General features: G+C 34.0%; 11 protein-coding genes. All 11 read left to right on the forward strand.

Features of this window, described 5'->3' with window-relative positions:
• Positions 1–125: 125 nt before the first annotated feature.
• The 11 genes from folE to CAN42_RS02860 all read left to right on the forward strand — a co-directional run bounded on the left by folE (position 126) and on the right by CAN42_RS02860 (position 12,217).
• Complete coding sequence (folE, locus tag CAN42_RS02810) at positions 126–680, forward strand: GTP cyclohydrolase I FolE (protein ID WP_062571380.1); 555 nt, start codon at positions 126–128, stop codon at positions 678–680.
• Positions 680–1,159, forward strand: coding sequence for an HD domain-containing protein (locus CAN42_RS02815; protein WP_085875449.1), 480 nt, complete (start codon positions 680–682; stop codon positions 1,157–1,159). The genes folE and CAN42_RS02815 overlap by 1 nt, the downstream gene beginning before the upstream one ends.
• Before the next feature lie 10 nt (positions 1,160–1,169).
• Positions 1,170–1,988 carry a 2-amino-4-hydroxy-6-hydroxymethyldihydropteridine diphosphokinase gene (gene folK, locus CAN42_RS02820; protein ID WP_085875450.1) on the forward strand — a complete coding sequence of 273 codons (819 nt, stop codon included), beginning with the start codon at positions 1,170–1,172 and terminating at the stop codon, positions 1,986–1,988.
• Positions 1,978–2,550: a glycoside hydrolase family 73 protein gene (locus tag CAN42_RS02825; RefSeq protein WP_085875451.1), complete on the forward strand. Its 573-nt coding sequence runs from the start codon at positions 1,978–1,980 to the stop codon at positions 2,548–2,550. Before folK ends, CAN42_RS02825 begins: the two co-directional genes overlap by 11 nt.
• 2 nt (positions 2,551–2,552) lie before the next feature.
• On the forward strand, positions 2,553–3,050 hold the full coding sequence (locus tag CAN42_RS02830) for a hypothetical protein (protein WP_085875452.1): 498 nt from the start codon (positions 2,553–2,555) through the stop codon (positions 3,048–3,050).
• Positions 3,051–3,063: 13 nt separating this feature from the next.
• Positions 3,064–3,771 (forward strand): hypothetical protein, encoded by a 708-nt coding sequence (locus CAN42_RS02835; RefSeq protein ID WP_085875453.1) that lies wholly within the window; start codon positions 3,064–3,066, stop codon positions 3,769–3,771.
• A 999-nt stretch (positions 3,772–4,770) separates the two neighbouring features.
• Positions 4,771–6,531: a copper amine oxidase N-terminal domain-containing protein gene (locus CAN42_RS02840; protein WP_085875454.1), complete on the forward strand. Its 1,761-nt coding sequence runs from the start codon at positions 4,771–4,773 to the stop codon at positions 6,529–6,531.
• 79 nt (positions 6,532–6,610) lie between these two features.
• The gene (locus CAN42_RS02845; protein WP_085875108.1) at positions 6,611–7,168 is read left to right on the forward strand and encodes a helix-turn-helix domain-containing protein; all 558 of its coding nucleotides are present in this window, start codon (positions 6,611–6,613) and stop codon (positions 7,166–7,168) included.
• Positions 7,156–8,025, forward strand: a complete 870-nt coding sequence (locus tag CAN42_RS02850) for an IS3 family transposase (RefSeq protein ID WP_245149842.1) — start codon at positions 7,156–7,158, stop codon at positions 8,023–8,025. The genes CAN42_RS02845 and CAN42_RS02850 overlap by 13 nt, the downstream gene beginning before the upstream one ends.
• A gap of 491 nt (positions 8,026–8,516) precedes the next feature.
• Complete coding sequence (locus CAN42_RS02855) at positions 8,517–11,045, forward strand: ribonucleoside-diphosphate reductase subunit alpha (RefSeq protein WP_085875455.1); 2,529 nt, start codon at positions 8,517–8,519, stop codon at positions 11,043–11,045.
• Between the two features lie 131 nt (positions 11,046–11,176).
• Entirely contained in the window at positions 11,177–12,217 is a 1,041-nt protein-coding gene (locus CAN42_RS02860; RefSeq protein ID WP_085875456.1) for a ribonucleotide-diphosphate reductase subunit beta, read from the forward strand.
• The last annotated feature ends 39 nt before the right edge of the window (positions 12,218–12,256 follow it).

A 12,256-nucleotide genomic window follows, 5' to 3' on the forward strand; every position in this document is an offset into this window, starting at 1 on the left:
TGTAAATTAAGTGGGAATTATTAGGACTTATAAAGTTCTAAATTACGGGAAATTGTTACCATTCTAGGGGTAATATGTTATAATGAAGCTTGTAAATTAAAAATTAAACCTACGAGGAGACTATAATGGATAAACAAAAAATAGAAAAAGCTGTTGAGATGATTATCGAGGCGATTGGAGAAGACAAAAACAGAGAAGGTCTATTAGAAACTCCAGCAAGAGTTGCAAGAATGTATGAAGAAATTTTTGCAGGACTTGGAAAAACAGCCGAAGAACATCTTTCAAAGACTTTTGAAATAACAGAGGACAATATAGTTGTTGTAAAGGACATTGATTTTTATTCTATGTGCGAACACCACTTCCTACCATTTTATGGAAAGGCTCACATCGCCTATATACCAAATGAAAAGGTGGCAGGTCTTTCAAAACTTGCGAGAACAGTGGAAACTTATGCAAAAAAACCACAACTTCAAGAGAGATTAAGCATTGAAATTGCAGATGCCATGATGAAGTACCTTGAACCAAAGGGAGTTCTTGTAGTTATAGAAGCAGAGCATATGTGCATGAATATGAGAGGGGTTAAAAAACCTGGCTCAAAGACTGTAACATCAGTAGCTAGAGGTGTTTTAGAAACTGACGAAAAGCAAAAACAAGAAGCCTTTAGACTTATTGAATTTTAATGAAAAATACAGACATAATTCTTAAGAGTAAAATCTACAATGACTATTTAAATGAACTTGAATACCTAGAGAGGGACAGGTTTTTTTGCAGGCACAACTATGAACACTTTGTGTCTGTTGCAAGGATTTGTTACATCTTGAAACTAGAAGAAGATGTAGATGTTGACAAGGATATGATTTATTCAACAGCCCTCCTACACGACATAGGGAGGCTCATTGAGATAAAAGAGGGAATAAATCACGCCATTGCCTCAGTTGACCTTGCAAGAAAAATTTTAAAGCTTACTGATTTTTCAGAAGAAGAAAAGAAAAGAATCCTAGATTGCATTGGAGCTCACAGAAGCAAGGACCAGCAAGAGGACGAGTTTTTTAATATATTTTACAGGGCAGACAAGTTGTCAAGGTCTTGCTTTAGGTGTCCTTCCTACGAGGGATGCAATTGGGACTTCAACAAGAAAAATCACACAATAATTTATTGATGGGAGTATTATGGATTTTATCAAGATAAAAGACCTAGAAGTCTATGCCAACCATGGGCTTTTTGAAGAAGAGAATAAACTTGGACAAAAATTTTTAATTAGTGCAGAAATTGGGATGAGTTTTAGGGACTGTGCCATAGAAAAAAACTTGGACAGGTCCATAGACTATGGAAAGTTGTCCCATGACCTCTACAATCTTTTTAAAAATGAAACAGAGGACTTAATTGAGACCCTTGCCTACAAGATGACAAAATTCATCTTTGACAATTATGAAATAGCAGAAACTGTTGATCTTATAATAAAAAAACCTTGGGCACCAATTAATCTTCCCCTAGACACAGCATCAGTTCGCTGCAAAAAAAAGAGAAGGAACTATTATATTGGGATTGGGACAAATCTTGGAGACAGGGAAGCCTATATTAAATCAGCTTTAGAAAAGATGGAAGAAGCTGGGCTTAGAGTCTTAGAAAAGGCACCTATAATTGAAACCAAGGCCTGGGGTAAGACTGACCAAGGAGACTTTTTAAATACAGTTGTAAGGGTGTCCTCCTTTGAAGATCCCCATGACCTCCTCCACATCTTACAAAAAATTGAGATTGACCTAGACAGGGTTAGGCATGAAAAATGGGGAGCAAGGACAATTGACTTAGATATTCTCTTTATAGATAGGGAAATCCACTACACAGATGAGTTAATAGTGCCTCATCCATATATTGCAGAGAGGGAGTTCGTATTAGAATCCCTAAATGAGCTTATGCCGAATTATTTTCATCCAATCCTAAATAAAAAAATAAGCAGGCTTTATAAAGAAGTGAAAGATGAATATTAAGAAGCTGGGCTGTGGCTGTCTTGGTATTATTATGGCTTTCCTTGGGATTGTCTTTTTTATGGGACTTTTAATAAATTCTGTAGCAGAAAGAAGGGCCCAGGAAGAGCAAAATTACAGACAGGCTTATATTGCAGAGACGGAAAAATTAGCAGTTAAGGTGGCAAAAAAATATGACCTGCTACCATCAGTTATGATTGCCCAGTCAATCCTTGAGAGCAATTGGGGAAGGTCTGAGCTTTCACAAGAATACAATAATTATTTTGGAATCAAGGCAGTGAAAAAGAATGAAGGCATAGTTTTCGAGACCGAAGAATATGTTGATGGTCAAAGTGGAAGCTATATGGAGAATTTCAAAAAATACTCTTCCAAGAAGGAATCCTTTGACCACTATGGCAAGCTCCTTTCCACAGCCAAGAGATACAAAAAGGTAAAGACTACCAAAAATTATAGGGAAGCTGCCCAGTTTATAAAAGAAGCTGGCTACGCAACAGACCCTGCCTATGCAGACAAAATAATATCAGTCATAGAAAAATATGGCTTAAATAAATACGACGAGGTGTAAAATTGACAAAAGATAAGAAAGAGTGGCTAAAAACCAGCCTAATAATCATAATTCTTTCAATAGCTTTCCTTGTATTTAAGTACAACAAGCTAGATACAAATAACTTTGCCCAGGTTTTTAATTACAAGACTTTGGCAATCCTATTGGGGATAATATCCCTATCAACCCTGGCAGTTTTCTTCTTTGTAGATGAAAAAAGATACAAAGACACAAAATCGGTTTTTATTTATATGATAATCTTAGTAATTTTATTCTCAGGCATATCCTATTATAGGTACAAAAATTTAACAGGACTTAGCCAAAATGACTTATCAGTCATAGAAACTGATCTTAAAAAAATGTTTATAAATTTTGGAATCTATATGTTTGCCTTCTTTGGAACCATGTTAATGCTAACTAAAAACGGCAAGGTTGCCGAAGAACTAGAACAAGAAAAAGAAGAAGCAAATAAGAATTTGAAAAACATAAAGAGTAAAAAAAAGAAAAAGAAGAAAAAATAAGAAAGAGGAAACAATGAACAAGAAAACATCTAACATAGTCCTTATAATATCAGCAATAATTCCCTTTGGACTTCAGTTATCTGGCATAAAAACAGTCCTTGGCAATGGGTCAATTATGTACTCAATCATGTGGGCTTTAGTAAACTACCTATTTTTGATGACAGCAGTGGAATTCATATCAAAGTACAAGAAAATTCTAAAACTTGAGGACCTAAATATAAAAAAGAGGACCTACAACTTAAACGTCTTTATTTATATAGGCTTTTTGCTTTTTGTAAATATTTACTTTTTCCAACAAATGTATATGAGAGATAACAAGATCATCAATATATTTGCAAATCCATTATTTTTAATAGGGCTATTACTCCTATTTTTATTTAACCTACAAAATGGAAAATTCCCTAGCAGAGAAGACAAGGATACAATAATTTATGACATACCACAAAAGTCATCCTTTAGAGATGGCAGGGACAAACTTGGAACTCTTGTGGGATCCTATGGCAAGGGACTTGTACTTGGAAATGATTACTTTCCCTACGAATATATGAAATCTATTTCCAAGTCAAAGAACGATGAAATTGTTATAAAAGGTAAGGAAGGATTTAGGAACTATATAGTAAATATTGGGTCCAAAAACTCAGCAAATCAAGCAACTATTGAAATTAACAAGGCCCTTAATGATGGAAAAATCGACGAGAAAAAAATAAATTTAAAAAAATAAAAAAACTTTTAGGAAAACATTGACAAAATAACTTTAGTGCTCTATACTATAGATAAGCTAGCTAGAGAAAACAAATTGGTAACTAAGAAAAGGTGATTCCAATGACAAGTTTTAATTTATCCCGCAAGGGAAAGGTAGCAAAGTACCTCATTTGAAAGTAGCTTATTGCTAAAGGTTGAATGCTTAATTTACGAGGTATAGAGCTATAGTTACATAACAATTGAAAATTTTTAAATCAAGAGATCCAGATGGGTCTCTTTTTGTTTTACAGGGTTAGAGGAAATTTCATTTTTGTTTTTGATAAAAATATTAAAAAGGATTTTTTTAGATAAGCCACGACGCAACCAAAAGTTGCGGTATATTTTCTTGTTATGAAGTTTTTCTTTTGTTATATTGATTTTGGAATTTCAAATTTACTTAATAACTTTGCAGGCTAAAACCCTATAAAGATAAGATTTTATTAGACATTAAATTATTATATGAAATAAAATTTATTTCTCTTGATAAAAATCCAAGAGTCCACAAATGTAGATAAGGAAGAAAAATTGTGGATAAAAAATAAAAATTGAATTAAGAGAGTTAAAAATTTTTCACAGCTTATTAAGATAAAGCAAAAAATTTATAAAATTTCTTGACAAAAGGAATTGCCAAGCTTATAGTGTAGATATAAAGTATATACAGTTTAAAATTTTTATTACATAAATTTTATCTTGCAAATTAAAAAGACAGCAGATATAATGATTATTGTATTAAGGAGTTGATACAAAAGTACAAGTATTTTATGTGTAAGCTAAAAAAAGTCCTGGATAGATGATGCAGGGTTGGTCTAAGCAAAAGTAATCCAAAACAAAATCAAATCCAAGCAAGGCGAATAAAATATTATGAAAATTTATAAGAATTTCTTATTAATAAGTTAATTTAATTTATTTTATGTAATATTGTTTTAATTTGAAAGGCTTCTCTGGGTTTGATAAAATCAAAGCAAATAGGAGGTATACTATGAAAAAGAAAATTTTAACTATTTTTCTTGTACTTATTGCAGCCATAACTCTTGGCGCTTGTAGTGCAAACACAACAGCATATCTAGATGCATCTCAAAAGGTTGCAAACTGGAAGGGCTCAAAGGTTTCTGGACAACTTGAATACAATGTTGAAGTAAAAAATCCTGAAACTAAAGAAGTCGTAAAAATGAAATTCCCTGTAAGCCTTACTGGTGAACAAGTTGGAAAAGATAAGGCTCATGTTTTAATGAATATGGACTTCACAAACTTAAAAAAAGAAATTGCAAAAGTTTCTAATAGCCAAAAAGAAATCGCTGGCCTTAATAAAGATGTGCCAGACAAGATCAAGATGGACCTTTATGTAAAGGGCAATGAAGTTATCATGTCAAAAGATATCTTTACAATTGGAAATGAATCCTTCAAGAACATCAAGGAAGGCTACATCTCAATTGCAGATGAAAGAAATGGTCTTTCACCAAAAGCTGCACAATACTTTAACTCCGAAGAATTTAAGACAGACCTAATCAAGTTAATGGACCTTGCATCAAAGGGTATTAAACAAGAAATTGACTTCAAAGTTGAAGGCAACACATACACATTAAATGCAAGTAGTGACGCTATAATTGACCAGTTCATCAAGTCAGCTGACGGCGTTATGAAAAATTGGGACGCAGTTTCAACATCTGCCTTAGCAATTGTTGACAAGGCTGGACTTCCAATGAATGATGAAGAAAGAAAAAGCTTCAAAGAACTTAACAAAGAATACAAGGCAGAAGACCTAAAAGAAGCTGCTAAGGGCATAAAAGAAATGATTAAGGGATCAAATATTTCTCAAAAGACAACTTTTGAAGAAAACAAAGTTATCCAAGATCTAGCAATGCAATTTAACTTTGCAGACTTTATAAAAGTTTCTGTTAAGGGAAAAGTTAACACAGTAAAAGATGAAAATGTAAAAATCAACTTCCCAACTTCAGTTAAAAAATTAACTACAGAAGAATACATGAAGTTAATCATGCCAAATGTAACTCTTGTAACAGTAAGAGTAAATGGAGAAGATATCACTTTTGAAGACCCAGAAGCTCTTCCAAAGATTATGAATGACAGAACTATGTTAGCAGCTCGTGCTTTCTATGAAAAAATCGGCGCAAAAGTTGATTGGAATGGAAAAGACAGAAGTGTAACAGTTACAAAGGACAAGAACAAAATCGTCTTAAAGATTGATTCTAACAAGGCTCTTGTAAATGGAAAAGAAGTTGCACTTGACTCTCCAGCAGTTATTGTAAAAGACAAAACTTACATCCCTGTAAGATTCGTATCTGAAGCCTTTGGTTATAAGGTTAAATACGACAAGAACGATGGAATGCCAATAGTTGATATTTACAACATGACAGAAAAAGAATTAGAAGCTAAGCTTGCAGAAATTGAAAAAGAAGAAAACTACAAGATAATCGCTTCAATGAAAACTGACCTTAAAGACGAAGAAGTTGTTAAAAATTTAAAAGAACTTTATGAAGGCGAAGAATTAAATAAATTACTTGCAGCAAAAGCTGACCTTGACAAGAACCCTGAACTTCTAAAGAAATACCAAGAAGAAAATAAAAAAGAAATGGAAGAATTCTTAAAAGAAGATAAGGAAGAAGTTAAGAAAGAAAAAGCTGACAAGAAAGAAACTAAAGAAGTTAAAGAAGAAAAAGTTGCTGAAAAGACAGAAAAATCTGCCGAAAAAGTAGCAAAGGTTCTTTTCTCAGTAGTAAAATAAGATAAAAATTATCCCAGGAGCAATGAACTGACCCCCAAAAGTTGGACTTAAAAACCAACTTAAGGAGGTCAGTTTTTAAATGGCAAAATACAAAACAGAATTTAAGGTTAAAGTAGTAAAAGAATATCTTGAAGGAAATGTAAGTTACAAAGACTTAGCAAAAAAATACTCCATACCAGATAAACATATCGTTAGAACTTGGGTTAATGCTTATGAATCTCAAGGCTATGAAGGACTAAAAGTATCAAGAAAAAATAATAACTACTCTTTAGACTTAAAACTAAATGTAGTAGACTTGTATTTAACAGGAGAAATGTCCTATCAAAGCCTAGCAAATGAACTTAAAATCAGCAATCCATCCATGATAGCTAGATGGGTAAAAGAATTTAGAGACGAAGGCATAGAAGGACTGAAACCAAAAAAGAGAGGAAGACCTTTAAATATGCCAAATACAGATAAAAATAAAGATTTAAAAAACAAACATAATAAAACAAAAAAAGAATTGAGTGAATTAGAAAAACTAAGAAAAGAAAACTACTATCTTCAAATGGAAGTAGAAATTCTAAAAAAAAAGATTCAATTCTCTCAAATGACAGAAACAGAAATAGACGAATATCTAAGGTCATTAGATCATTAAGAGATAAATTCAAACTAAATGATCTTTTAGAATACTTTAACTTTCCAAAATCAAGCTACATGTATTGGCAACAACGCTTAGACATACCAAACAAAGATGAGCAAGTAGAGAAGAAAATACTAGAGATTAGAAAAGATAATCCAAACTATGGATACAGAAGAATAACAGCAATGTTAAAGAAAACAGGGCTTTTGATAAATAAAAAGAAAGTTCAAAGACTAGTACAAAAGCTAAAACTTCAAGTAACAAACTTCTCAAGAAAAACAAGAAAATACTCATCATACAAAGGAACAATAGGTAGAGTAGCAGACAATAAAATAAATAGAAACTTTAAAGTAGAAAAAGCCTACACATATATAACAACAGATACAACAGAATTTAAGTATCTAGAAAAAGATACAAAAGACAACTATCAAGTAAAAAAACTTTATCTAAATCCATATTTAGATATGTATAATGGTGAAATAATATCCTATGAGATATCAAAACAACCAACACTAGAACCAATACTAAAAGCCTTAGACAAAGCAATAGAAATAACAAGCACTAACAAGAATAAGAGGATCTTTCATTCAGACCAAGGATGGGCTTATCAAATAAAACAATATACATCAAGACTTGAAAAAGAAGGGATAACCCAATCGATGTCAAGAAAGGGAAATTGCCTAGATAACTCCCCAATGGAAAACTTCTTCGGGATACTTAAACAAGAAATCTACTATGGCAAGAAATTCTATTCATATGAAGAATTAAAAGAAACAATAGAAGAGTATATAGAATATTACAATAAAGACAGAATAAAAGAAAAATTAGGATATTTAAGTCCAGTGGAATATAGAAAGTTAAACGCAGCATAAAAAATTTTCCACCCCTAGGGGTGGAAAGCAATAAAATAATACCAGAACTAGTAAACTACCAGTCCTGGTATTAGGTCCAACTTTATGGGGTCACCACACAAAGTCTCTTGGGATTTTTTTGGTTTTAAATAACATAAATATTTTATTAGGAAGCCAAGTCATGCTTCTTTTTTTTGAGTCTAGCTTGATGTGAATTTTTTATTCAAGAATTGCAATCTTCCTATTTAATAGTAAAGATAATTCTTATCTCTTATATCCACTCATCCTGTATTGATCGAATTCAAACTGTTTAGCGCCCATTATTTGATAACCACCTAGTGCACTCGAATATTAATATTATTAAAATAAAAAAGTTATAGCCTTATAAGTAAGGAACAAATTACTAAGATTATTTTTTATCTACTTTAAAGCTATTTATTAAATTTTGTTTATGGTACTATATAGTAGTATTTGAAAACTTTTAAATAAAAATTCTACTATATGGGGGATTTATGAAAATATTAAAAAGAGATAAGAGAGAGGTGGACTTCAATCATTTAAAGATAAAGAATGCCATCGAAAAAGCCTTTGACTCTGTTGGAAAAGCCTATGTTGATTCTGTCATCAACGCCTATGCCCTTGACATCAAGGAAAGCTTATTAAAAAACTATGACCCAAAGAAGCCACCTACTGTGGAAGAAATTCAGGATTTGGTTGAGCTAAAGCTAATTGATGAGAAGGAAATCGAAGTTGTAAAGGCCTACATCCTTTACAGGAATAGACATTCTGAAGAAAGACAAATCTTAGACAAGTTCGCCAACTACATCACTGACGGCAAGGTCCTAAAGATTTTGAAGTTTGTGAGAAAGACTTATGACCCAAAGAAGTACGAGCTTGAGAACTTGTACAAGAAGTTTGAATCCTTTGTGAAGAAGGACCAAAGTCAAGATGCCTATCTTTCTGAAATTATCAAGGCAGCAAGTGAACTTACAGACAAGGATGCCCCTAGGTGGGAGTTTATCGCAGCCCTTTTCTTAAACTACGATCTTGAAAAGAAAATCAAGACAAACCTAGAAGACTTTAAGATCAACAATTTCTATGAAAAGATTGTCTTCTTAACTGAGAAGGGTCTTTACGGCAAATACATCCTAGAAAATTATTCTAAGGAAGATATTCTTGAGCTAGAGGAATATATCGACAATTCAAGGAACAGGCTCTTAAATTATTCTGGTCTTGACCTCTTAATCAAGAGGTATGTAATCAGGAGCCACGATGGTAGGTTTGTGGAATCTATCCAAGAGATGTTTATGGGAATTGCCATGCACCTTGCTATCCCTGAAGAAAATAGGATTTACTGGGCTAAGAAGTTCTACGACATTTACTCTAGCCTAAAGGTTACTGTTGCAACACCAACTATGTCTAATGCTAGAAAGCCTTACAACCAACTTTCATCCTGCTTTATTGACACAGTGCCAGATACTTTAAAGGGAATTTATCGTTCCATTGATAACTTTGCCCAAATTTCTAAGCATGGTGGAGGAATGGGACTTTACTTCGGAAAGGTTCGTGCAACGGGATCTGACATCAGGGGCTTCAAGGGAGTTGCTGGTGGCGTTATAAGATGGATAAAGCTTGCCAACGACACTGCTGTTGCCGTTGACCAACTGGGAGTTCGTCAAGGTTCTGTTGCCTGCTATCTTGATGTATGGCACAAGGACATTCCAGAATTTTTACAACTTCGTACAAATAATGGTGACGACAGGATGAAGGCCCACGACATCTTCCCTGCTATTTCCTATCCAAATCTATTCTTTGAACTAGCAGAGAAGGATATAAACGCAACTTGGTATATGTTTGATCCCCACGAAGTTCTTGAAAAGAAGGGCTATTCTCTTGAGGACTTTTACGGCAAGGAATGGGAAAAAAAGTACAGAGAATGTATTGAAGATGAATCTATATCCCGTCGTGAAATGTCTGTCAAAGACCTTGTTAGACTTATTATCAAGTCCCTTACAGAAACTGGAACACCTTTTGCCTTCTACAGGGACAATGTAAATGAGATGAATCCAAACAAGCATATGGGCATGATTTATTCTTCAAACCTATGTACAGAAATTATGCAAAATATGTCTGCCATTGAAACCCTAGATACTACAATAGAAACTGAAGATGGGGACGAAGTAATTGTGACAAAGACTAAGCCTGGTGACTTTGTAGTTTGTAACCTTGCTTCCCTTGTCCTTGGAAATATAAATCTTGAAGATGACAAGGAGTTAAAGGACATTGTTGCAACAACTGTAAGGGCCCTTGACAATGTTATTGACCTTAACTACTACCCAATCCCTTATGCCAAGGTGACAAATAGGAAGTATAGGTCCATAGGCCTTGGAACTTCTGGATACCACCATGCCCTTGTAAAGGCTGGAATGGCATTTTCTGATATAGAAGACCACTTGAAGTGGGCAGACGACCTTTATGAAAGGATAAATTTCCACGCAGTTACTGCTTCTATGGAGATTGCCAAGGAAAAGGGATCTTATGACTTCTTCCAAGGCTCTGATTGGGAAAATGGAAACTACTTCGACCTTCGTGGCTACAAGGATGCCAAGTGGAATAAATTAAGAGAAGATGTGAAGACAAACGGACTTAGAAATGGTTACATTATGGCAATTGCTCCAACAGGTTCAACCTCAATTATCGCTGCAACAAGTGCAGGTGTTGACCCAATTATGAATAGGTACTTCTTGGAAGAAAAGAAGGGTTCAATCCTTCCAAGGGTGGCACCAGATCTTACTCCACAAAGCTTCTGGCTCTATGAAAATGCTCACGAGCTTGACCAAAACTTTGTAATCGAGGCTGCAGCTATTAGGCAAAGGCACATTGACCAGGCTCAGTCCATTAACTTCTATATAACAACTGACTTCACAATGAGAAAGATCCTCAACCTTTATATCAAGGCAGCCAAGGAAAAGTTAAAGTCTGTTTATTATGTGAGAAGTAAGTCTTTAGAGGTTGAAGACTGCGACTACTGTGCATCATAAATTATTGTGAAGCTACAATTTTTTATAAAGTCGTAATTTTTTATGAAGTCGTAAATTTTTATGAAGTCGTAATTTTTTATAAAGTCATAAAAATTTATAAAATCGTTACAAATTATTATTAAGGAGGAAATATGCAACTTTCAAAAAGAGGTCTCTTTAATGAAAAGGGAGACATTGAAACTTCCAAGAGAAGGGTCATCAATGGCAACACAACAAACCTAAATGACTTCAACAACTTGAAGTATAGCTGGACAAGTGATTGGTACCGCCAAGCTATGAACAACTTTTGGATACCAGAGGAAATTAATCTTTCCCAAGATGTGAAGGACTACAGGGAACTTGACAAGGCTGAAAAAACTGCTTATGACAAGATTTTATCTTTTTTGATTTATCTTGACTCACTGCAAACTGCTCAGATACCAAAGTTACAATCCTATGTAACAGCAAATGAAATCAATCTTTGCCTTTCAATCCAAGGTTATCAAGAGTCCATCCACTCTCAATCTTATTCCTACATCTTGGACACAATTTGTTCTCCAGAAGAGAGGGAAGAAATCCTCTACCAATACAAGGATGACGAAGTCCTATTAAAGAGAAACAAATTTATTGGGGACCAATACCAAGACTTCTACGAAGATGAAAACTTGGACAACTTTATGAAGGCCCTAATAGCCAACTACATCTTAGAAGGAATTTACTTCTACTCAGGTTTCTCCTTCTTCTACAATCTTGGAAGAATGGGCAAGATGCCTGGCACAGTTTCTGAAATTAGATACATCAATAGGGACGAGAACACTCACCTTTGGTTATTCAGAAGCATCATCCTTGAAATGAAAAAGGAAGAGCCAGAAATATTTACAGATAAAAATATTGAGGCATACAAAGAAATGCTTAGAAAGGGTGTTGAGGAAGAGATTGCTTGGGGTAAGTATGTCATAGGCGATGAAATTAAGGGTCTCAATGAAAAGATGATTGAAGATTACATCACGTACCTTGGCAACTTGCGTTCCAGAAATCTTGGTTTTGGCAACCTCTTCGATGAAAATATCGAGGAACCAGAATCAATGAAGTGGGTTAGCGAATACTCTGATCCTAACCAAATCAAGACAGACTTCTTTGAAGCAAGACCATCTGCATATTCAAAATCTTCTGTAATTGAAGATGACCTTTAATAAGAAAGATATTTAAGCCGGATTTTTATCCGGTTTTTA

This window comes from Peptoniphilus vaginalis, assembly GCF_900176605.1.
Taxonomy (GTDB): Bacteria; Bacillota; Clostridia; order Tissierellales; family Peptoniphilaceae; genus Peptoniphilus_A; species Peptoniphilus_A vaginalis.

Bases quoted from the DNA above. Each gene is read 5' to 3' on its own strand.
- CAN42_RS02855 (WP_085875455.1), top strand. From the start codon at position 8,517: ATGAAAATATTAAAAAGAGATAAGAGAGAGGTGGACTTCAATCATTTA.
- CAN42_RS02860 (WP_085875456.1), top strand. From the start codon at position 11,177: ATGCAACTTTCAAAAAGAGGTCTCTTTAATGAAAAGGGAGACATTGAA.
- CAN42_RS02825 (WP_085875451.1), top strand. From the start codon at position 1,978: ATGAATATTAAGAAGCTGGGCTGTGGCTGTCTTGGTATTATTATGGCT.
- folE (WP_062571380.1), top strand. From the start codon at position 126: ATGGATAAACAAAAAATAGAAAAAGCTGTTGAGATGATTATCGAGGCG.
- folK (WP_085875450.1), top strand. From the start codon at position 1,170: ATGGATTTTATCAAGATAAAAGACCTAGAAGTCTATGCCAACCATGGG.
- CAN42_RS02815 (WP_085875449.1), top strand. From the start codon at position 680: ATGAAAAATACAGACATAATTCTTAAGAGTAAAATCTACAATGACTAT.
- CAN42_RS02835 (WP_085875453.1), top strand. From the start codon at position 3,064: ATGAACAAGAAAACATCTAACATAGTCCTTATAATATCAGCAATAATT.
- CAN42_RS02840 (WP_085875454.1), top strand. From the start codon at position 4,771: ATGAAAAAGAAAATTTTAACTATTTTTCTTGTACTTATTGCAGCCATA.
- CAN42_RS02845 (WP_085875108.1), top strand. From the start codon at position 6,611: ATGGCAAAATACAAAACAGAATTTAAGGTTAAAGTAGTAAAAGAATAT.